We start from the raw sequence: 23,451 nt of genomic DNA on the forward strand, positions 1-23,451 counted from the left end.
AGAGGATGGCATGTTTGAAAATCTTCCTAAGTGGAACCTCTCTGCTCCAACCTTGGGAGGGCGTCAGTTCTGGGGCGATGTCGTTTTCTTTCGCGGATACCGAATTCAGCATTATGTTGGAACGGAACGTTATCGCCTGATCAGCCCAGACGATTTTCGATTGGCTTCAGGTACAGAAGAAGAATGCCGCGAACAGCTTGAGAAAGAGAAAGACAAAAATCTTCTTCCACGAATGACAGGTCGGGCTGTGATCCTGATTCACGGGATCATCCGGTCTTCAAAATCGTTCTCGGTGATGAAGAAGCGACTTGAGGACTCCGGTGCAATCGTCGTGGGATTTGACTATCCCAGTACGCGAGTTTCTCTTCAGGAGTGTGCTACTTATTTCAAACGCGTGCTGGAATCTCTCGACGGCATTGAGCAGATTGACCTTGTTGTCCACAGTATGGGGGGATTGCTGGTTCGTACTTACCTGCAAATGGAAGGAGAGAAACGCGACCCTCGTCTGCATCGCATGGTGATGCTGGGGGTGCCGAATCTTGGTGCGGACATGGCGACAAAGCTTCGAGAGTACTGGGCGTTTCAATGGACGCTCGGGCCTGCTGGTCAGCAGCTTGTTCGCGAGGGGGGGAGCTTCATTGCCGGCCTTCCCACTCCTGACTTCGAATTCGCGATTATTGCTGGATGCCGTGGGACTGAGGATGGCTGGAACATGTTAATCCCAGGTGACGATGATGGAACGGTTTCGGTCGACTCGACACGACTTCCGGGAGCCGCTGATTTCGTAGCGATCCGTGTTTTACACTCCACGATGATGTGGAATCTGGAAGTGATTGAGTCTTCGATTCGGTTTCTGGAAACAGGTTCCTTACGCGAAGGTGAAGACCGCCAACCCATTCCGTTGAGCGAATCGGCTCCGGTTCAGTCAGAAGAGAAACCGCCCGTGGAAGTGAAACCGATCCCGCCTGATTCTCAATAGCTCATTCTCTTTCGCATCTTCACGGCAGATTTCAGGTACTGGATTCGTCAGCGTCGTCTTTGATCAATCGCAGATTTCTGATTTTTCCTGGGATTGAGTTTGGTTTCAGTGGGCCGACTGCAATTTGTCAAGACGTGATCTGCAATGTCTCTGGAAACCTGAATTTGCTGAAAACTTCGTATTGGGCGACTGGAGTCGTTCCTGTACGATCAGAGAGAAGAATTTCCACTTCGCCTGAGGTTGCTTTGTAATTCGGTGTTGCCGATGGAAGGCATCTCTGCGGAATGTCGGTTCGACCGTCAGGAGCATTTTGATCGATCGTGTCGCTCCCGTTGTGCTCGGGGTGAGGCTGTTAACTGGATTCACAGCCGCAGTTCTGCCTCGCGAGAAGACAATGTGCTCTAAAACTTCGGGTCACGCTTGGTGTTACCTCCGGGGTATCTGCTCGTCCGGAGTGTGATGAGCATGATGTCTCTTTGGTTGCGGTCGCGCTTGGAATGGGTGAGGTGGGCTTGAAGCTCGCCTCGATGCGATTCTTTCGGATGGGCGCATTCGTTTGAGATGATTCTGAATGTGTCTTATTTGCCCGGGAATTTTTCTCGTCGCGAACAAGCGCTTTGTATGGAAATAGGATCGTGGAAGAACAGCAATTGTGGGATCGGATCTGGCAGGATGCTGAAAGAGGAACTCGCTCGGTCTTGAGATCGATCTCGAGATCAGAGTGACATGAGACATTCGCAACGGGCTCGGCGGAGATGCTCACTCCGATCGATTTGCCGTTTGTACCTGAGTTATCCTACGCCTCCAGACTGGTAAAGAACAAGATGCCATCAACGACGAGACATCCAGATGAGGCGTTGCGATGTTTGCTGATTCAACCGCGGTTTCAGACTGCGAATTTCTGGAACTTCAGTGACAGTATTGCCACGACCGGAGCGAAGGCGATCGCTCCCCCATTAGGGCTGATGACAGTTGCTGCACTGCTGCCGCAGCACTGGGAATTCAAACTGGTCGATTTGAACGTCGGGCCATTGGATGAATCGGACTGGGACTGGGCTGATGTCGTTTGCACAGGGGGAATGATTCCTCAGCAGTCAGGCATTCTGGAATTAATCGATAAGGCGATTGAAACCGGGAAGTACATTGCGGTCGGTGGACCTGATCCGACAAGCCAGCCGGAAGTTTATTTGGCTGCAGACGTGCGCGTGCTGGGCGAAGGTGAAGAGACAATTCCGCTGTGGCTGGAGTCGTGGAAGAACGGCGAACCATGTGGAGCGTTCGAAAGAGAAGAACGCCCGAATGTCACCATATCGCCGACTCCGCGGTTCGATCTCATTGAATTCAAAAACTATCTGCAGGTGGGGATTCAGATCTCTCGCGGGTGCCCGTTCAATTGCGAGTTCTGTGATATCATCGAACTCTATGGGCGAATCCCTCGCAGCAAGTCGATTCCACAGGTTCTCGCAGAATTGGATCGGATTGCCGACCTGGGATATCGCGGCTGGATTGATATCTCTGACGATAACTTTATCGGCAACAAAAAGTTTGTGAAGCAACTGCTTGTCGAGATGGAGAACTGGAGCAAGAGAAGAAATTATCCGTTCTATTTCAGCACTGAAGCTTCGATGAATCTGGCAGATGATGACAATCTGCTGGATCTGATGCGTCGAGTCGATTTTCGTGTTGTCTTCATGGGCATCGAAACACCTGATCCGGCGTTGCTCGCCGTGACGCAGAAGCGTGTGAACTCGATGAAGCCGATCGTGGATCGGGTGCAGCATGTTTACGAATATGGCATCGCAATTACAGCCGGATTCATTCTGGGGTTTGATGGAGAGAAAGAAGGTGTTGCTGACAGCATGATTGCCTGCATTGAAGAATCAGGAATCATGATGGCCATGGTGGGCTTGCTTGTGGCTCTCCCGAACACACAGTTGACTCGGCGTCTGTTAAAAGAAGGACGCATGATTGGGAGTGATCACCAACTGGTATCGCCAGATGAAACGGTCTATCGACTTGAGAACAAGCAGAGTCACGATAACACGGCAGGTGGGCTGAACTACGTCACGACACGCGACCGATCAGAAGTGTACGACGATTTCCGCCGCGTCGTCTGCACTGTTTATGATCCAGCTGTCTATATGGAGCGAGTCATGAGAACGACTCGGATGGTCAAGCCGGTTCGCAAGCAGGTTCCTTCTCCCGGAGAGTGGAAGAAGATGATCGTTGCTTTGGGACGCATTGCCTGGTGGATGACAAAGAATCCACAGACTCGAAAACATTATTGGTTAAACAGTTTTCGTGCTGCCCTATTGGGATTCGCCAGGTTCGAATTCTGCCAGACGCAAATGGCTGCTTACATGCATCTCGGGCATCAAACCGGTCGAGTGCAGCGTGATATGCAGATCAATATCCAGTTTGCTCAGGAGCAGAAGCACTATCCTCGAAGCACTCAGGAGCTTCCTGCAACAACTCGCATGAAGTTCGGTGGTCATCTGGACGTTCTCTCTGGTGATCGCAGTTGTGCAGCCACGGAAGCGTAGTCGTGCAGCGACAGAAATCTCCGCGCGAATCCAATAGCGTAGAACGGCTCGCATGAGCAGGATTCGCTTCGGCCAGAAGTGTCAGCAATCGTGTGTCGCTGATTGACGCGATGGTGTCGGCATGTATACTGACGTTCACTTTATTGTTTCCCGGTGAACGTCAGCATTAAGCCATTAGAAATCCTTCCTGTCAGGGAAGATTGCTTCGTTGTCCGGGTGCTGAATCGACTTGCGTTTTGAACGGAAGAAGTGGCACATGGCTGGGCAACGAGTCTTCCTCGGGTGGTCGCGTCCTGCCTTACAACAGGCAGCCGATCTACTCGTACAACGCAGTCGGAGTGCTCGGGTATGTGATCTCTCGCATCTCATTGCCGTCGTTCCGGGACGACGAGCCGGGCGACGCTTACTGGAGTTACTGACAGAAGCAGCGGGTGGGAATCTTGTTCCTCCCCGAATTCTGACGCAGGGGCGTTTGCCAGAAGAGCTGTATCCACCTCAGCGCCCATTCGCATCTGACCTGGTGCAAAAGCTCGTCTGGTCACAAGCGCTGCGAACCGTTCCCGAAGCAACGCTTTCTCACATCGCCAGGCAACCGCCTGCTGAGGATGATTTTCAGGCGTGGCTGCGGCTGGGAGATTTGATGCGGCGTCAACATCTTGAGTTGGCAGCAGATCGGCTTGAGTTTGCAGATGTTGCGAGGGAAGGGGTCTTGCTCGACGGGTTCGACGAAGCCGCTCGTTGGGATGCGATGTCTCAGGTGCAGCAGCGATACTGGAAGTTGCTGGATGAGCTGCAATTCTGGGACCAGCAGACGGCGAGGCTTGTGGCAATTCGTCAACGAGAGTGTCGGACCGAACTGGACATCGTCACGATTGGAACGGTCGACCTGAATCGAACCTTGCGGGCGATGCTGGATCAGGTTGCCGATCGAGTGACCGCTTATATTGATGCCCCGGAAAGTTGGGCCGATCGGTTTGACGCCTATGGATGCCTCATCTCCGAATACTGGAGTGATCTGAAGATTGATCTTGCGCCGGAGCAGTTGGTGATGGCCGACGACGCCTCTGCTCAGGTGGATGCGATCGTCGAAACACTGACCGGCCTTAATGGTCAGTATTCAATGGAAGAGATCACCATTGGCGTACCTGACTCCCGATTGGTTCCACTGGTGCAGCGGTCACTGCTTGCGGAAGGTGTTCCGACGCATTGGCCGGTGGATCGCCCCGTTCCTTCAACGGCCCCTTATCGCCTGCTCGAAGCGGCAGTGAATTTTCTGGAGGATCATCGTACCGAGTCGTTTTCGGAATTGATTCGGCATCCGGATATGTCGCAGTGGCTGAATCGTCAGAATCTCTCACCAGACTGGCTGTCCCATTGGGATCAATTTGTTTGCAGCTATCTGACTCCACGAGTCGAGTGGTTTCCGGACACTGCAGACGACCGCACGGTCAACGTCGCACGGCATCTTTATCGTACTGTTCAATCATTACTGGTCCCACTGGCGTCCTCGAAGGTCAAACTCTCTGCATCAGCTGAACCGGTGCGTGAGTTTCTGTTGTCGATCTATGGTGATCGGTCGATCGACCCACGCGATCCGGATGAATCACGACTGCGTGACGTTCTTTTAATGCTGCAGGAAGCATTCGATTCCCATGTCACATTGCCATCAGTGCTGGATCTGGAGATGTCTGTCGTCGATGTTGTTCGCTTGACGATGTCGATGATGGGTGGCGAGTTGTATCGCACGCAGCATGAAGCGGCGATTCAACTCAGCGGGTGGCTTGATCTTCCGCTGGATGATTCCCCTGTGACGATCGTGACCACGTTCAATGAAGGCTATGTGCCTGAATCGGTGAATCACGATCTGTTTCTCCCGAATCGGCTCAGGGCACACCTGGGGCTGGAAGACAATACGCGTCGTTATGCTCGCGATTTGTATAACGTCGTTTGCATGATCCATTCCAGAAAGGTGCTGCGTCTGATCGTTTCCCGCCGGGATGCGATGAATGAGCCACTCACTCCGAGTCGATTAGCATTTGCGACCGAAGATGAGAACATTCCGGAACGGGTCTTGCGATTCTATGCCCATCGTGGGCGGCAGGGGAGTCGTGGGCGGTCGCATGGAACTGTGTCGCAATTCAAGATACCTCGACCGTCCCAGCGTGAGAGTGTTCCGAAGATCTTTCGTGTCACTGAACTCCGTGACTATCTGGCATCTCCTTATCGCTATTACTTGCGCCATGTCCTTCGTTTGAATGTCTCGTCTGATGCGGTCACGGAACTGGATGGCGCGGCGTTTGGAGTTCTCGTGCATGATGTGTTGAACTCGTTCGGGATCAGTGATTGCAGAGACACGACTTCGGCGGTGGAGATCGGGGCGTACCTGCAACAGAAGCTGAAGGAATCGATCGAGGAGAACTATGGTCCCAGTCCATTGGCGGCCGTGCTGATTCAGATGGAACAGGCCCGGCGACGACTGATGGCATTTGCGGATTGGCAGTCGGAATGGCGCCGAGAAGGCTGGGTGATCTATTCAGTGGAACGTGACGTCGAGATCGAAGCTCCAGGCACAATTGCAAATGGCAAACAAGTGACGTTGCGCGGTCGCATTGACCGAGTTGACTATCACCCTGATACGGGACGCTGGGCGTTGTTCGATTACAAAACCGGTGACGCCGGAAACGCACCTGATAAGACGCATCGATCTCAGGGGGAATGGTGTGACCTGCAGTTGCCTCTTTATCGTCACCTTGCGGCAGACTTCGGTGCGGTCGGTGATGTCCGGCTGGGATACATCGTTTTGCCGCGAGATACGAATTACGTGCAGGCATTATTTGGCGATTGGTCAGCAGAAGAACTTGCGGAAGCGGATGAAGTGGCTCGTGATGTCATTGGGAACATCCTCGAAGAACGCTTCTGGAAAGTCCTTCCTGAACCGTCCGGGTCTTTGACCGAATACGATGCAATCTGTCAGGAAGGAGTCTTTGGACGGGAGGCGGTACTATGAGTCGCAGCAAATCCACGGAAGCCAACTCAGAGAACACGCCGGGAGCCGTCTCGCAGCGTCTGCTGATTCGCGCATCAGCAGGGACCGGGAAGACGTTTCAACTCTCCTCCCGGTACATCGCGATTCTGCGCAATTCTTCTCCTGAGAAGATTCTGGCATCGACGTTCACAAAGAAGGCGGCAGGAGAGATTCTGGAACGAATTCTCACCAGACTGGCCAAAGCGGTGTTGGACCCTAAAGAACTCAAGATGCTTGCGGACTCGGTCGGCCCGCCGCTGCTGACTCGCGAGGAATGTCTGAAACTGCTGGGAGGTCTGACTCGAAACCTGCACCGCATTCGAATCAGTACACTCGATTCGTTCTTCTCTCAGCTCGCAGGAAGCTATGCGCTGGAACTGGGACTTCCACCGGGCTGGCGAGTCCTTGATCCGCTGGAAATCGATCAGATTCGGACATCTGCCATCGATGAAATGCTGAGCACCGGAACTCCGCATGATCTCGTGCAGTTAATGCACCTGCTTGATAAGGGGAAGTCGTCTCGCAGTATCTCACGCCTGATTACAGAGACGATTTCCAACCTGTATTATGTTTTTCTCGCAGCACCGGAGGAAAGCTGGGAACGCATTCCTGACTATCCGTTTCTTGCTCCCGAAACCCGAGAGATGCTGCGGGTTCAGATTGAAGAGACGCCTCTCGACAAAGTTTCTCTAACAAAGGCGAGAGCGGGAGACGTTGCTGCCATCTTCAATGAAGACTGGGAATCGCTGCTGAAACGCGGGTTAATGCCGAAGATCATCTCCGGTGAGATGAAATACAGCCGTGTTGAAATCCCTGCCGGATTGAAGCAGCCCTATGAAGAACTCTATCGGCATGTTCTGGCGAGTGTCGCCGCCCCGTGGAGGAGTCAGACGCTCGCAGCACGGAGATTGCTGGGAGACTTTCACACTGTCTTTGAGCGATTGAAGCACGCAGCGGGCGGGCTGGAGTTTGGTGATGTCACACGGCGTCTGGCGCAGGCACAAGCTCGCTCGCGACTCGTGGACTCCTCGTTCCGTTTGGACGCATCGATCGACCATTTGCTGCTGGACGAGTTTCAAGACACCTCTCCAGAGCAATGGAATGTGATTCGCAGTTTTGCCGAGGAGGCATGTCAGGCGGCCGGGAGTTCTTTCTTTTGCGTGGGGGATACAAAACAGGCGATCTACGGTTGGCGTGGAGGCGAAGCAGCCCTGTTTGACCTGATTGCAGATGAATTGCCAGGGGGCGCGGATTCGCAGGTTGAGCTCAATCTAAGTTACCGGTCATCGCCAGCGATTATGCATGCGGTCAATGTGGCAATGCAGAGTCTGGCGCATCACGACAACTTGGAAGATCATGCGGAGACGCTGCATGAGTGGGGCAAGCGATTCCCGGAACATCGAACGGCCAGAGAGAGTCTGAGCGGTTATGTCTGTCTTCGCACTCTGTCTGAACGCAATGCAGATGCAACTCCGGCAGACGAAGACGCTGAAGAACCACCGGAGTTCTGGGCAGAAGTTGCGGCCTATGTTCGAGATCGCCGAATTGAAGCTCCAGGTGCGTCGATTGGAATTCTGACTCGACGGAATCAATCCGTGGGGCGCATGATTTTCGAATTGAATCAACTCGGAATTGAAGCGAGTGAAGAAGGGGGCAACCCGCTCACGGACTCTGCCGTCGTGCAATTGCTGCTGTCATTGTTCACACTGGCTGATCATCCTGGTCATACCGCTGCAGCCTTTCATGTCGCGCAGTCTCCATTGGGAACGATCCTGAAGTGGACGAACTCTGGTGATTCGGCCTCACGCATTCAGTTCTCCGAAGCATTGAGACGACGGCTGGTGGATCGCGGTTATGGGGGGCTGGTTCATGAACTGTTGCCATTGCTGGCCCCGTATTGCAATCGACGTGAATACCAGCGACTGGTGCAATTGACGGATCTCGCGGATCGGTATGACGGGTTGTTCGCGGATTTGCGACCAAGTCGATTTGTCGATTTTGTGAACCAGCAACGGCGTGAAGAACCGACCAGTGCGGCGGTACGAGTGATGACAGTTCACCAGTCGAAAGGGCTGGAGTTTGATATCGTCATTCTGCCGGAGCTGGATGTTCCTCTTTATCTTCCTCCGAAGTACGTCTCGCATCGTCCCGGTCCCGGTGCACCACCGGATCTCGTCGCCCTGTATCGAAGTCAGTCGCACTTTGAGAACCTGGGAGGGGAACTCGAAGTTGCGCGACGAGACACACAGGAAAGGCTTTTTCAGGAAGCGTTGTGCCTGTTGTATGTTGCACTGACGAGACCTGTTCGAAGCCTGCACATTTTGATCAATCCCAAGATTTCAAAGAAGCTCCCGAAGACGTTTGCAGGTTTGGTTCGTGCAGCCTTTGCACCGGATGTTCCTGTCACACCACAAACGATTCTGTGGGAACATGGCAATCCGGACTGGTATCAGGATCTCCCTGAACCTGTGAAGAGTTCAGAGCCGGTGAAGACTCCGGAGACCGAACAATCGCGACGTGTCATTGAGTTCGCCGGTCAATCGAGTCGTCGGCATTGGAAACGTCAGTCACCGTCAGGCAGTAAGACAACGACTCAGCTCAGTCTGAAGCGTGTTCTGAGTAGCGGCCTCTCGACCGCACTGACTAAAGGGACTTTGTTTCATCGTTGGATACAAGAAATTCAATGGATTGATGACGGGGGGCCATCCGTTTCGCTGTTGCGAAGACTTGGGCACCAATCCGGTGTTTCGGATGATACCGTCGAGCAGTGGCTGCAGAGTTTCTCCAGGATGCTCCAGAGTGAATGGTGCCAGAATCTGTTGGGCCGGCAGTCGTATATTTCCGAGAAGCTGTCTCCGTGTCGTCCGGAGCTACGCAGAGAACTCGAACAGAATCTGGTGGGAATTCACGTCCGGAATGAATGTCCGTTTACGGTCCGTTCTGCTCCGGAAGAGTTGCTGAACGGGTTTATCGACAGGCTCGTTGTCTTTGAACGCAATGGCGAACCGGTGGCGGCCGATGTTATCGACTTCAAGACAGATGATGTCTCCACTGGTGAAGAAGCACTGAGTGAACGGTGCGAGTCGTATTATCCCCAGATGACAGCGTATCGGACTGCGGTGTCACATCTCCTGCGAATTCCAGAAGAGCAAGTGAGTGTCCGCCTCGCATTTCTGTTTGCCGGTGTCGTCGTAGACGTCCCGCAAGGGTGACGACAGAGGACTTACGGCAGGCAACGAAAAACGGTTTCACATTCTGCTGAATGTGAAACCGTTCAAATGTCGTTCAATTGACAGTGTTGCTACAGTAAAAGTCTCGATTTACTTGTGTTGGGCAAACAGCCAATCCCAGACGAGCCGATTCTGAGCAGTCATCGTCCAGGAATTGTGACCTACGCCGGGGTATTCAGTGTAGATCGGGTGACCCTTCGCCTCTTTAATGGCTTTGATCATCGCGCGACTGCGTTCAACTTTGACAGCTTGGTCCTGATCCCCGTGGAATGCCCAAATCGGAATGTTCTTCAGGACTTCGCCTCTTGTTGCATCTCCACCGCCGCAAATTGGAATCCCGGCGGCAACGAGGTCAGGGCGACGTTGCATCAGGTCCCATGTGCCGTAGCCGCCCATCGACAGCCCCACGATGTAAATCCGCTTCGGATCGATTGGCAGCTTTTTAACGGACTCTTCAATCAGCGAGATCAGTAATCCCATTGAAGTGGAAGCGACTTCTGGCATTGAGTGTTCGTTCAAGGTCCAGTCTGTCTCAACCCAGCGCTGCATCTTGGGACATTGGGGAGCAAACACGAAGGCCGGATGGCGTTCCCGCATCTCTGGAGTGGCGAGTTCCTTCGCGACGTGGACCAGTTGTGCTGTGTTGTCGTCCCCACGCTCGCCAGCGCCGTGGAGGAAGACCACCAGAGGATAGAGTGTGTCAGGAGTGATCTTGGGGGGAGTCAATTCGCGATAATTCAACACTTCACTATTCGCACCGGTGAACTGTTTAACGGCAAACAGTTCAGCCACATCATTAGCAACGGCATTCGACGACATAGTGACGGTCAACAGGCAGGCGGACGTCAAAAGCAGGGCCGTGGCGAGAGAAGTGGATTTTCGCATAGGAGCATCCTCACTTGAGAAGCGTCGGGAAGGTCTTCAGGGAGATCCTCCTTCAGGTGCGTTGTCAGGCATTCAAAAGGAGTTGCAGTATTAGAGCAGATTCCAGAGTGATTGCGATCAGAAAGGGGAGCCATCAATGCGAAACGAGCCAGCCTAAAATCAGGCTGGCTCGTGCTCTTGTTCAATGCAGGTGGTCGCCTGCTGGCAGTGCGATTGTTATCGCCAGACTTGTTGTGAATCTGCTGACGCGACGGTGATGTTTCCTCGCATTGATTCGATGATCGTTCGGCACGCCTCACGAGGGCGGGAGACAACTTCGTCACCAGGCTTCAGACCGTTCAGAATTTCGATCTTCGTTTCTGTTGTCAGGCCAGTCATGACGTCGCGGGCTTCGACGTCTTTTCCATTCTTCACGAAGACAACCATGCGGTTATCAACGCAGACTACTGTTTCGAGCGGAACGATCCGTGTATCGAAGTGTTCTGCGATCAGAATCTTCGCTGATGCTGTCATACCCGGCGCGAGCATGGCAATGATATCTGGAGTCGCATCCACACTGACGATGATCTCGTAATCGCGAAGGTCTTCGTGTGGAGCCAGTCCTCGCTGTGGGATCGTGGCTTTGCGAACGACGCGTCCTTTGGTGCTGATTCCGCCGAAAGCTTCAATGTGAATGGAAGCGGTTTGTCCCACTTCGACATTTCGAATTCGTGATTCGTGCAGACGCAAGAAGACCTGCAACTGTGAACGGTCTGGAAGTTCAAGTAGTGACTGGCGGTAGCGAATCAGACTTCCGATCTGAATCACGTCATTTCGACGTGACCCTGTTCGGCTGTAGATCACCTGTCCAGATTGGTTTGCATAGATGGTGCAGGCGGCAATGTTCTTGCGCAGCTGATTCAGGGAATACTGATGGCTGTTGACTGCACGCTGCCATGCTTTCACACGGATCGTTCCGTTGAGGATCGATGTCTTCAGCTTGAGCTTTTCTCGTTCCAGCGCGCGAACGGCTTCATCGTGATGAGCTGTCAGCTCGGTCAACTTACGGTCGCGTGAGTAACGTGTCAGTAAGTGCAGTTTGCGAGCTTCATTGTCGAAAGCCTGTTGCTTGCGCATCAGAGAGAGACGATCAACTTCGCGATCTGTGATGTCTTTGTACCCAAGCTCGACCATGCGTGCGGTGTATTCGAGCTGTTTCTTTGCATGTGACAGATTAGATTCTGCCAGCGACATGCGTTCTTCAATCGCGTGTTGTTCCTGGTTGGACTGAACGAGATTGTATCCGGCAAGTTCCAGCTTTGTGATCGCAACCCGAAGCTGAGCAGCAGCGAGACGACTCTCGTTAACGAGTTCCTGAACTTTCAGGTTCGATTCCATTGTCTGCAGAACGGACTGGGCTTTGACCAGCATGACTTCGCGTTCTTTGGCCATGTTCTGCAGCAGAGAAGAATCGAGTTCAGCGACGATGTCGCCTTCGTTCGCATAGCTTCCCTCGTCAGCGATCCAGATCAGATTGCAGCTGTATTCACAGTTGCTTTTGATCAGCTTATTCGAGGTGCTGCGGACTTCTCCTCGCTCTTCCACTACGAGCTGCATCATCCCTTCTTCGACGACGGAAAAGCCATCGGAGGGAATACTGGGGAGAGCGCCTGGAATGCCGTAACTGCTGACTGGCATCATGGCCAGAATGGCAATTGTTCCAATTCCGAGGAGGGAAAGGAATAGAGTGCGGCGTCTTCCTCGCGATTGTTCGCGTGAAGCGTCCTTCATCACATTTATCCTTTTTGCTCTATCAGTGCCGTGACAGGAATTTCAGGAGGGAGGAAGAAAGTCAGGCACTAACGGGAGGCGGGGAAGTTATCGGAAGGTTTTCCAGTCGAGTGAAATCTCAGGGCGAGAGGTCACAATCAAAGCCCGGGAATCATTTCCGCGGAAATTGATCGTCGGGCATCCAGTGAATTGGTCGCAAGGGATCCAATTCGAACGACGACGCGTCGGAAACTTAACACATGAATCATATCGTCTATTTTGGATGGCTGAAAACCGAATCGGTTGTTCAATCTCGAAGAAATCGAAATCTGAACCGCGATATCTGATGTCGACTTCAGGATCGACAGAATCGTTTTGACCCTTTAATCGCAAAGCAAACGAATTCGGTCGGTTCGCTGTAAGTCGTTCTCGTTTAATATGATATGGTTAATGCGTTCTGCGGCGGAAAGGAAGGTGAAAGTGTCTCACGGCAGATGGTTGCAGTGAACATATTGATAAAGGTGGATGTGATGGTGGGTTAGGCAGAAGCGGAATTGGGTCATTTGGGAAAGGTAATCTGCCGTTTGATCATGGTCCATCCACAGGCAGGGCAGGCCCCTTTGGGTGAGAGTTCGGTACCACACTTGTTGCAAAGAAGGATTGGGGTGTCAGCATCCTCAAGCGACTCCTTTGTCGTGGACGGAACTGGTTTCGAAGGAACGACCGACGGTTCGCGGAGTCGTATCTCGTCCTTTTCAGGAGGGGGTGAAGGGGGAATCGCTCCGTTGTTCCTATTGGATGGAATCACCGGCAGGATCATCGTCACAGGAGGGGCGCTCGACCTCTGAATCACGGGGATGGGGGCAATTGGTGTCACGCTGGATGACGATGCGAGGGCATGTTCTTTGGAGGCAGGTGATGTCGCTGCTGGCGGAAAAGTTCCGGAGGCGGAAGGTGGTGCCACCGAGGATTGAGATGGCGGGGATTGTGGTGTCTTGGATTCGGACACTGGTCCACGAACGATTGTTGTCTGAGCACGCGTTCCACTCGCAACCTCGATTGCATCCACGAACACGCGCGCCTGCTCGTCGTAACGAATCGTGACCTCGATCGGGGAACCAATTGGCAGCTGATTTGGAAGCTGATCAATGACACACGTTCCGATCTCGACATGCGACGTCTCGGAGGATGTGCTGCTTTCGATAATATGCAGTTCAACACGAGGCTGGTTCTCGATCACCGTTCCGAATCGCTGGCGATAGGCACACGGGAGGGGAGTGTTCTTGGGGATTAGAATGTGCGGCTGGAGTGTTTGCGTTTCGAGGTCGCGCACCAGAATTCCAAGTCCGCGGCCAGTGACACTCTGCTGTCGAAACTTCCCCAGTCGTTCGGCGGATTCTTTGTTCAGTGTTGAAGGTTCGGACTTGCGTTCGCTCAGCAGAATGCCTGCATAGTATGCCGCTCCGTGACTGATGGACTGGTCAGGAGAAAGGGTCTGGTTCGGGGTTGTCCCACTGATACGCTTCAACATATTGCGAATCGAAGGCATGCGAGACGCACCGCCTGTGATCAGCACGGTGTCGACGTGAGCCCAGCCTTTCTTATGCTGCTTTAGCATCTCCTGTGTGATTTCTTCAGTGCGTTTAAGCAGCGGAGCGGTGAGTTGTTCAAACTCTTCTCTCGCAATGTTGTAAGAACAGCGTCGCCCTGAATGTTGCACGAGAATGGATGATCGCGGCCGCACGCTCAGGCTGCGTTTTGCCTGTTCGATCTCCAGTGACAGAGCTTGCAGACTCTCTCGGTCAGTACGGGGATCGCTGGAGGATTCTCGGGAAAAGAGTGTGCAGATGTGGTTCGACAGGGCCTGATTCCAATCAAGCCCACCGAGTTTGAGGTCTCCTCCAGAGGCGATCACGTTGACGTGGTTGCGATTGTACTGGACGAGAGACAGGTCGAATGTCCCGCCTCCCAGATCGAACACGAGTACCGTTTGATCGTTGGCAATTTCCGCGAACCAGATTCCTTCGCCAAGGACATAGCAGATCGCTGCGGCGACCGGCTCGTTAATGATCTGAACTCGTTCAAGGCCTGCCTGTTTTCCAGCTTCAACAGTGTCGAGTCGTTGCAGTTCACTGAACTCGGCTGGAACGGTGATGACCGCCTGTTTGACCTGACCGATCTTCGATTCTGCTGCAGACAGCAGCTTCCTGATGATCAGTGCCGAGATGTCTTTTGGCCGATAGATGTTGCCGTTCATGACCCAGCATTTGTGCCGGTCGCCCATGAATCGCTTGGCAAACTGGACAACGCGGTCAGGCGAGATCACTGAATGCCTGACAGCCTCTGTTCCGACAATGACATCGGTTCCATCAAAGAAAACGACAGAGGGGGTCGACATTTCTCCTTCTTCGTTTGGCAGAGTGACGGGTTGTCCCTGAGCGTTCAGGTATGCGATGCTCGAGTACGTTGTTCCGAGATCGATTCCGACAGGGATATTCTTCTGGGACTTGGCTTTGAATGTCATGGTGCCCTCATGAACTCATGCGACACTGGTGTGGAGCCGCTTTTTTGAAATCGAAGTGCCAGAATAAGGAGCGATACTTTTGATGAAACGCTGCTGAAAAATTTAGAAAAGGAATGAACAGCTCACGTTTGACAGGTTAATGATCTCGGGAACCATGCAAGGATCGGTTCATTTAATGGTACATCCCTGTCAAAGAATGGAAAATATGTCTCAGTTGGAAGAGGCCCGTTAAGTGGATTTTGCAGGGTTTGAATGGGAATCAGGGAAATCTTGCGAGCTTTGTCGACATCCTTTCGAGGAAATTTGATTCGTAGTTCCTGAAATCCGGATTGCCGGATAACATAAGAAGGAAACGAGTTGCGGACGTTTTCATCCACCACGGAAAACAGTCCATTTGGACAAGTTCTCCGTTTGCCTACCGATTGCCGCCTGCCATGTTGACTACGCCCTTCGATTTTTCCCCACGAACTCGTGTTCTTTATGGATCGGGAACCCTCGGTCGACTCGGAGAACTTGCCAAAGAGTTCGGCTGCCGTCGCACGCTTCTTGTGACGGATTCCGGGTTGAAGGCGGCCGGCCATGAAGATCGGGCGGTAGAGTCACTGCAGTCCGCAGGCGTTCAAGTGTCCGTTTTTGATGACGTCCATCCCAACCCCACGACTCTGGACATTGAACGTGGGACCGAGTTTGCCAGGCCACTCGGGATCGACCTGATTGTCGGGCTCGGGGGCGGAAGCAGTATGGACTGCGCGAAAGGGATCAACTTCATCCTGACCAATGGCGGTCGGATGCAGGACTACAAAGGGACCGGGCTCGCAACGAAGCCAATGCTTCCGATGATTGCGATTCCCACAACATCCGGGACCGGAAGCGAAGCACAATCTTATGCAGTGATCTCGGATGCCGAGACGCATATGAAGATGGCCTGTGGAGACAAGAAGGCGCTCGCCTGGGCAGCGATTCTTGATCCGGAACTCACGGTGACGATGCCCCGGGGTGTGACTGCAGCGACCGGTGTCGATGCAATCAGTCATGCTTTGGAAACGGCTGTGACGACGAAGAGAAACTCGATTTCCTCCATGTTCAGTCAGCAGGCGTGGAAACTGATTTTCGATTCACTTGGAACGGTGTTGAGCGAACCGGGCAATGTCTCGGCCAGAGGAGCGATGCAGCTGGGAGCCCATTTTGCAGGGGCGGCCATTGAGAACTCAATGCTAGGGGCGACTCACGCGCTCGCCAATCCTGTCTCGGCTCACTACGAAACTGCACACGGTGTCGCGATTGGTGTGTTGCTGCCGTACGTCATTCAGTTCAACGCTCGACAAAAAGAGGCAGGGAGAATTTACGCAGAGCTGGCTCAACAGGTCGGCTTAAGTGCTGTTGCCGATGAGTCAGCAATTCCCACCCTGGTCGCGGCGCTTCGGTCATTGATTCGGGACGCGGCCGGGCAACCAACGACACTCCAAGAGTGTGGCGTTAACCCGAAAATGTTGCCGCAGATGGCACAGGAAGCGGCAATGCAATGGACGGGGACATTCAATCCTCGTCCTGTTGATGCACAGCTGTTGCTGGAGATTTACAAATGCGCATTCAATGGAACCGACGTCAATTTCTAACTCAGTCTGCAATGGGGATTGCAGGGCTGACCTGTGCCTCGGGACTCTTCCCTCGATCGCTTCCTGCTGCGGAAGCGAATCAGAATTCGACGTGGGAGTCCTTCCGAAACGGGCCGGAAAACTGGGGAATTGCGAAGTCGTCGTTACCTGACAAGCTGTCGCTGAAGTGGTCAGTCAAGATCGCGGAAGGAACTTCCTCCACAGCTGCGATTGCGGATGGGCACGTCTATATCGGGACGTTGGGTGGGGACCTGCTTTGTTTGCAACTTTCAGACGGAAAAGAAGTCTGGAAGTACCGATCTGCAGAGGTCGTGGCGGCAAACAGTTTTGCACCGGGCTTTAATGCTGCTGTGGCTATTGATCAGAACTCTGTCTATCTCGGGGATGATCAGGGATTCTTTCACGCAGTTGATCGTGCGACTGGGAAGCGGCGCTGGCAGATTGAAACCGATGGTGAGATCGTCGGCGGTGCGCAGGTTCACAATGGGAATGTGATTTTCGGATCACATGACGGGTTCTTGTATTCCTTGAACGCGGACATAGGAGAACGGGTCTGGGCGGTTGAGACCAATGGCCCCGTGAATGCGACACCATGTATTGCCGGGAAGTACACGTTTACGACCGGATGTGATAAGCCGATTCTTCGGGTCGTTGACCTCGAACTGGGGAAGCAGGCCGCTGAGATTCCTTTGAATTCTCTGTTGATTGCTGCTGCCGCTGTGCGAGACGACATCCTGTATTTTGGGACAGACAACGGAACCGTCACGGCGCTCGACTGGCAGTCAAAGAAAGTAGTCTGGGAGTATGCGGTTCCAGGGCGTGAGCAGCAGATTCATTCGTCTCCAGCGGTGACAGAAGATCTGCTGGTCATCGGAAGTCGCGGCAAGAGAGTCGACTGTCTGGAACGCAAGACTGGGAAGCTTGTCTGGAGCGTGACTTGTCGAGCGAAGATCGATTCATCACCGGTGATCGTCGGGAAGAACGTTTACTTCGGGGCATCTGATAAACAGGTGTACGGAGTGACGCTTGCTGATGGGGCTCCCGTCTTCAAAGAGTTCGTCAAGAATGCGGTTACCGCCTCGCCCGCTGTTGCTGATGGACGCCTGGTGATTGGCACCGAGTCCACCAACGGCCAGATTCTTTGCTTCGGATAGACCGGTTCAGCCTCGCATCTGCCCACGCAGTCGCCCTCTCGTCAGGAGTTAATCGAGTAACCTCCCTGAGGATCAGTGAGGACTCGACGAATCTTCATTTCCAGAAGATAGCGCAGATACTTCAGTGATTGCATCACTCCCAGTTCTCTGGTGAGTTGCAGGCTGTACGTCATTCGATGCCAGTACGAATAGCCCCGCGCGGCATACTTCGGTCTTGGGGATCCGACTCGCAAGCCCTCTGGGTCTGTTGTACTGCTTGCCAGTACGTCTTGCGTGACAACAGGCGGAAGGATGCCACCGGAGTTGAGTTTGTGTAGGAACGCATGCCTCATATACGTGTCGACGGGCATGTCGAGATCCCAGGCGCTGGCCAGCAACTTCTGTGCTCCAACGCGAGTGATGGCATACGCTCCGGTTCCGTTTGGCACTCTTAAATAACGGATCAGTTTCCAGTTTTTGAATCGGCCAACTTCAAACGTAGGGGCCTTGGGAATGCCGTTTAATCGCAGAATATCGAACTCACTGGCCCATCGATCGCATTGAAAGAGATCAGGGAACGATGGGTCGATTTCCAGATCGTCTTCACAAATGATGTACCACCCATCTCCCCCATGTTCTGCAATCTGGGTCAGAAGGCAGATGTGGCTGGCAAGCACTGCCCGTTCGTTTGGCTTGAGATTTGGTTTTGGGTTCGAAGTGAATCTCGCGGCAATTTCCGGCGGGATCGTTTTCGGAGTGATGGCAGAAAAGCGAGTGAAAGAAACGCCGACTTTTTCGAACTGCTTTTCCATCCAGCGGAGACGTTCGTGGTCTCGATCAAGGTTGATCAACTGAACTTTGGGAATCGCGACTGACATGGCAAGACCTTGGGGTGTTTTTTAACTGAATGTGTCAGTCTTTGTTACGAAGCGACAGGTGCGAGACTTGCTGTGCTGCGAATGTTGACGACCTGAATCTCATTAAATGAACAGCGATGGATCTGTTGCAGGCTTTTGGCCGTTTGCGAATAATTCCATTCCAATGAGTTGGTGCTTCAGCGCGAATTGCTTTGCCTGCTTTCTGGACAACCAGGCACACCAGATGGCAAGACGACACTTTTTGATGAGTCGTTGATTGAGATCGGCTTTTTGAGGGTTATCACTGTACTTCTGATGAATATAAAGGGCCGACCAGCCCATATGTTGATTCTTCATCATTTCGATCGCGATCGATGGAATCGATGATCGACCGCCATGATGATCCATGATCACATCGGTTGTGACTTGTAGTTCGTAACCGTGGCGAATCACGCGCTCGCTGAGATCAGTATCTTCGTGATAGAGGAAGATTTCAGGGTCGAAGAATCCGATCTCTCGCAGTTGACTCATTCTCATCAACATCGCGGCACCGAGGACGAATTGCGTCGAAAATGTTGTCTCTGGCTTGAATTTGATTTTTCGCGGGTGCAGTAAGGATCCGGCTCGCATGGTCTTTCGAACCCCAAAATCGTCTCGGGGCCACGGGCCGATGATCGCCACTCGGGGTTGATCGAGCAACTTCTGTACGAGTGTCGCAATTCCGTCTGGTTCGATGATTGCATCAGAGTTCAGGACCAGTGCAAACGGGGTCTCAACCAGGTTCAGCCCAATATTGTTTCCTGCTCCAAAGCCCCCATTGGAATCGTTCGAGATGACTTCGACGGGAAGGCGGGCTTTGAGTGATTCGAACACTTCGGGATCACAGGAATTGTCAACGATGATGATGCGTTGGACCCCGTGAACTTGTCGAAGCGACTCGACCGCCGAGTCGATCGTGTCCCCACTGCGGTAAGTCACCAGAATTGCAGTGACCTGTTTGCAAAGATCGATCGGGACTGCAGAAGTCGACGCGCTTGGGATCAAAGCTGATGCAACTTGCCCGGCATTGGTGAGTGTTGGAGTATGCAAGTGTATCACAGTGTTTTGAGGACTGGTGTGAATGCACCCCAGGCACATTTTCAATCAAGTTTTTCAATCAGGTAGTGTCGGTGCTTCGCCGCAGATTTCAGATAAGCGAAATCGCGTCTGTGTTGAGGCACGGGGCTTAAATATGTCAAATTGTGTTGAATCTGACGAGTCGTGTGGGAAGAGATTTTTGACACGACGCAAGGGAACGCTTTCAGCTTGATCCAATTGTTGATATTGATGCGTGCAACGTCTTATCTGGAAATGAGAAGCGGAAAACGTATTCTCGATCGGTCGACTTCCCATTTCGGTTTCGAAATCCGATGATGGAGGCATGGCTGTAAACCTCATGGATGACCTGACTCCCCCTCAATTGGCCGCTGTTTCTCACACAAAGGGGCCGTTGCTGATTCTTGCTGGACCGGGTTCAGGAAAGACCCGCGTTGTTACCAGAAGAATTGCGAATCTGTTGGCGCAGGGAGTTTCGCCGCGCCAGATGCTGGCGATTACGTTTACGAATAAAGCCGCTCGCGAGATGCAGGAACGCGTGGAGGCGCTTGTTCCGGGAACACGCATCTGGATCAGCACCTTTCACAAATTCTGTGCCCGAATTTTGCGTCAGTATGGGCAGGTCGTCGGACTGCAACCGAACTTTTCGATTCTCGATACGAGTGATCAGAAGCAGGCGATCCGGCGTGTGATGCAGGATCTGGATATCGACGCAACGAGCTATTCTCCAGACAAAGTGCTCTGGCGAATCAGCAGCGCCAAGAACGATTTGATTTCTCCCGAGCGAATGAAGCAGCAGTTGGAGATGTCTGTCGGGGATCACTGGCAGTCAATCGTGTCGACAGTTTACCCGGCCTACCAGAAGTTTCTGCTGGAATCGAATGCTGTTGATTTTGATGATCTGCTGATGCACACGGCAAATATGCTGGCAGAGAACCCTGAACTAAGAACAACGCTCGGGGATCGATACCGTTACATCATGGTCGACGAGTATCAGGACACGAACGGGTCTCAATATCAGATTGTTGCGGCACTTGCCCACCGGCACCGAAACCTGTGTGTGACTGGCGATCCTGACCAGTCGATCTACGGGTGGCGCGGAGCGAGAATCGAGAACATTCTGCGATTCGAACGCGACTTCCCGGAGTCGACGACGATACGACTGGAACAGAATTTCCGCAGTACAAAGTCGATTCTGGACTCCGCTGATGCTTTGATCGTCAACAACTCGCAGCGAAAGCACAAATCGCTGGTCACGGACCGGGAAGAAGGCGAACCCGTTCAACTCCTGCGGTTTGAAGATTCCACGATGGAGGCGGAAGGGATCGCGACGCAGATTCAAGAGCTTGTTCGCGAGCACAACTTGAACTGGAGCGATTGCGCCATTTTCTATCGGGTGAACTCACTTTCGCGCCAACTCGAAACGATCCTGACTCGCAGACGGGTGCCGTTTCAGGTGGCAGCAGGTGTTGCGTTTTATGATCGCGCGGAAGTGCGTGATCTGCTCGCCTATCTTCGCTTGATTGAGAATCCTCGCGACCAAACCGCATTTCAGCGAATCGTCAACAAGCCATTACGCGGCCTCGGCAAGTCTTCGCAAGATAAACTTCTGGCCTGGGCGGCTCGGTATGGGGAATCTCCACTCGAAGCTGCTTTGCATGCTGACAAGATAGAAACGCTTTCCAAACGAGCCGTCGTCGCGTTTCGAATGTTCGCCGAGATGATGAATCGCTTTTCGCTGGCAAATAGCGGATCTGTTGCCGACCTGATTACTGCTGTGGTCGATCAGACTCGTTACACAATGTCGTGGCAGGGAGCAAAGCACGAAGAAGCTTACGAGCGTCAGGGGAACGTTGAAGAGTTGATCAACGCGGCCAGACAATACGACGAAATCGCAGGGGACGACGTTTCCTTGCAGGGGTTTCTGGAGCAGACGGCGCTGGTCAGTGATACCGACAAAATCGAAAACGAAGCCGGTCGGGTCACGCTGATGACCATGCATGCTGCGAAGGGATTGGAGTTCCCTGTGGTCTTCATTGTTGGGGTTGAGGATGGACTCATCCCGCATGAGCGATCGAAGCAGGAGAATAACCGTCGTGAATTTGAAGAAGAGCGGCGTCTTCTGTTTGTCGGGATGACGCGAGCCAAGAAGCGGCTGTTCCTAACAGAAACGCGAGTGCGTTCGATACGAGGTCGGGCGATGCCGACGATCGGAAGTCCATTCCTCAACGAACTGATCTGTGAACGTGTTGACTGCGGGACGTTCGGAGGGGACACGGTCGCTGCCTGGAAACGTGTCGTTGAAGATGCGAACTTCACGGATGAGCGGCACGACGAACCGCCTGAAGAAGACACAATTCAGCTGCGCGAGCCGGAATCGAAACCGGCTCTTCCGAAGCTCATGACTGGGGCATCACTCTTGGGGAAAGATCCTATGACGGTGAAGTTGCCGGTCGGGTTCTCAATCGGACAGCAGGTGCGACACCCTCGCTATGGGCGTGGAGTCGTCATCGAGATCGGCGGCTTCGGTGCCAGACGAACCGTGACAGTGAACTTCGCTGATCGACAGGAAACATTCGTCGCCAGCAAAGCTCCTCTTCAACCCATCGGAAGCTAGGCGATTCGGTCGAGCTTGTTTCATTGTCTGCGATGCAGCAGGTGGAAAATACAGAAGCGTCCTCAGGTTGCTTGAGTTTCCTCCAGCAGCCTGAGAACGCTTCGTTGTCGAGTGAACCTGTTTTAGAATTCGCCGACAGGGTTTCCATCTTTGCGGTTCCCAACATCGCGCCAGGTCTGGCGGTTGATGTTGTCACTGACGAATCTCACTGAGCCATCGGCCAGGGTGACTTGGACTCCGCCAGTATGTTTACTGCGGGCAACGTAGGCTCCGCCAATATCGTTGTTGCTGCAATCGTAGATGCCGTCGACTTCTGTTGCCGTTGCGGCTCTTCGGAAGTTTGGAGTGTACATCGATGAGTAGTACCATGCAGGATTGGTTCGGCCAAACATCCACGAGTATCCGCTGTTGGTGCGGCGTGTCGCGCCTGACAACCCTGATGGAGTACAATTGGTATCTCCGGCTGGGCTCGTCTGGTGGTAACGTGGAACTCCGACGAGACACTCGGAAACGAGAGCTGTGTTCGATGTCCCGTCAGTGATTGATGCCAGTTTTGTGAAACTGTTAGCGGAGAAGATTCCGCGTTGTGTGTCGTTATTCTGAGGGCAGGCGTACCACGTTGAGTTTCCACCTGGTACTGAGAATGGCGGAGTTGTCCCGCTTCCACCGCCTCCTCGGGCATCATCATCAGTCCCGCTTCCACCACCAACACTGCCGACATAGTTTGTTGGCCCGTATTGATCGAATCCGCTGCCGCATGAACCGCGTCCATTGCTGTCTGACGGGCAACGGTAAGCTGGAAGTTCAGTTGCGGCGATCACGTTGTTCGCTGCAGTATTCCCCGGGTGAACATCAAAATTGACACTGGTATAGAGCGTTGTCTGTTCAATGTAAGGCAACAGACGCACATTCCAGGTTGTCAGGTTACTGCCATATGGTGGATACGCAGTACTAAGCCCGTAGAGCGATCCGATTGGGAATACTCCGAAGGTGTCCAGATAGTTGTGCATCGCCAATCCAATTTGTTTGAGATTGTTCTTGCACTGTGAACGTCGAGCGGCCTCTCGGGCCTGCTGAACGGCCGGCAGTAGCAACGCGATCAAGATGGCAATGATGGCAATGACCACCAGCAATTCGATCAGCGTAAATGCCGGTCGCGATCGCTTCCTCTGGTGTTCTGAAGTGTTCATAACGGCCC

The 23,451-nt window shown here is 53.1% G+C and carries 13 protein-coding genes; 7 read left to right on the top strand and 6 right to left on the bottom strand.

Features of this window, described 5'->3' with window-relative positions:
* Positions 1-10: 10 nt before the first annotated feature.
* The 4 genes from SH527x_RS15695 (at position 11) to SH527x_RS15710 (ending at position 9,759) form a co-directional block, all read left to right on the top strand.
* The gene (locus SH527x_RS15695) at positions 11-979 is read left to right on the top strand and encodes a lipase family alpha/beta hydrolase (RefSeq protein ID WP_437191627.1); all 969 of its coding nucleotides are present in this window, start codon (positions 11-13) and stop codon (positions 977-979) included.
* 824 nt (positions 980-1,803) lie between these two features.
* Entirely contained in the window at positions 1,804-3,522 is a 1,719-nt protein-coding gene (locus SH527x_RS15700) for a B12-binding domain-containing radical SAM protein (protein ID WP_437191628.1), read from the top strand.
* A 256-nt stretch (positions 3,523-3,778) separates the two neighbouring features.
* Positions 3,779-6,529 carry a PD-(D/E)XK nuclease family protein gene (locus SH527x_RS15705; protein ID WP_437191629.1) on the top strand — a complete coding sequence of 917 codons (2,751 nt, stop codon included), beginning with the start codon at positions 3,779-3,781 and terminating at the stop codon, positions 6,527-6,529.
* The gene (locus SH527x_RS15710; RefSeq protein WP_437191630.1) at positions 6,526-9,759 is read left to right on the top strand and encodes a UvrD-helicase domain-containing protein; all 3,234 of its coding nucleotides are present in this window, start codon (positions 6,526-6,528) and stop codon (positions 9,757-9,759) included. The genes SH527x_RS15705 and SH527x_RS15710 overlap by 4 nt, the downstream gene beginning before the upstream one ends.
* A gap of 108 nt (positions 9,760-9,867) precedes the next feature.
* Here SH527x_RS15710 and SH527x_RS15715 read toward each other — a convergent pair whose 3' ends face one another.
* The 3 genes from SH527x_RS15715 to SH527x_RS15725 all read right to left on the bottom strand — a co-directional run bounded on the left by SH527x_RS15715 (position 9,868) and on the right by SH527x_RS15725 (position 14,935).
* Entirely contained in the window at positions 9,868-10,662 is a 795-nt protein-coding gene (locus tag SH527x_RS15715) for a dienelactone hydrolase family protein (protein ID WP_437191631.1), read from the bottom strand.
* Between the two features lie 216 nt (positions 10,663-10,878).
* Positions 10,879-12,432 (bottom strand): hypothetical protein, encoded by a 1,554-nt coding sequence (locus SH527x_RS15720; RefSeq protein WP_437191632.1) that lies wholly within the window; start codon positions 12,430-12,432, stop codon positions 10,879-10,881.
* Between the two features lie 538 nt (positions 12,433-12,970).
* Complete coding sequence (locus SH527x_RS15725) at positions 12,971-14,935, bottom strand: Hsp70 family protein (RefSeq protein ID WP_437191633.1); 1,965 nt, start codon at positions 14,933-14,935, stop codon at positions 12,971-12,973.
* A gap of 434 nt (positions 14,936-15,369) precedes the next feature.
* On the opposite strand from SH527x_RS15725, the gene SH527x_RS15730 reads away from it, so the two are divergent.
* Positions 15,370-16,551: an iron-containing alcohol dehydrogenase gene (locus SH527x_RS15730; RefSeq protein WP_437191634.1), complete on the top strand. Its 1,182-nt coding sequence runs from the start codon at positions 15,370-15,372 to the stop codon at positions 16,549-16,551.
* Positions 16,518-17,705, top strand: a complete 1,188-nt coding sequence (locus SH527x_RS15735; RefSeq protein ID WP_437191635.1) for an outer membrane protein assembly factor BamB family protein — start codon at positions 16,518-16,520, stop codon at positions 17,703-17,705. The genes SH527x_RS15730 and SH527x_RS15735 overlap by 34 nt, the downstream gene beginning before the upstream one ends.
* Positions 17,706-17,746: 41 nt before the next feature.
* On the opposite strand, the gene SH527x_RS15740 is transcribed toward SH527x_RS15735, so the two are convergent.
* Together SH527x_RS15740 and SH527x_RS15745 are read right to left on the bottom strand one after the other, a co-directional pair.
* On the bottom strand, positions 17,747-18,562 hold the full coding sequence (locus SH527x_RS15740; RefSeq protein WP_437191636.1) for a glycosyltransferase family 25 protein: 816 nt from the start codon (positions 18,560-18,562) through the stop codon (positions 17,747-17,749).
* A 102-nt stretch (positions 18,563-18,664) separates the two neighbouring features.
* The gene (locus tag SH527x_RS15745) at positions 18,665-19,639 is read right to left on the bottom strand and encodes a glycosyltransferase family 2 protein (RefSeq protein WP_437191637.1); all 975 of its coding nucleotides are present in this window, start codon (positions 19,637-19,639) and stop codon (positions 18,665-18,667) included.
* A gap of 322 nt (positions 19,640-19,961) precedes the next feature.
* Here SH527x_RS15745 and SH527x_RS15750 point away from each other — a divergent pair, with 322 nt between their 5' ends.
* Positions 19,962-22,253: a UvrD-helicase domain-containing protein gene (locus tag SH527x_RS15750; protein WP_437191638.1), complete on the top strand. Its 2,292-nt coding sequence runs from the start codon at positions 19,962-19,964 to the stop codon at positions 22,251-22,253.
* Positions 22,254-22,375: 122 nt separating this feature from the next.
* Here SH527x_RS15750 and SH527x_RS15755 read toward each other — a convergent pair whose 3' ends face one another.
* Entirely contained in the window at positions 22,376-23,443 is a 1,068-nt protein-coding gene (locus SH527x_RS15755; RefSeq protein ID WP_437191639.1) for a DUF1559 domain-containing protein, read from the bottom strand.
* Positions 23,444-23,451 lie beyond the last annotated feature (8 nt).

The organism is Planctomicrobium limosum (assembly GCF_051465645.1).
In the GTDB taxonomy this organism is placed as follows: Bacteria; Planctomycetota; Planctomycetia; order Planctomycetales; family Planctomycetaceae; genus Planctomicrobium.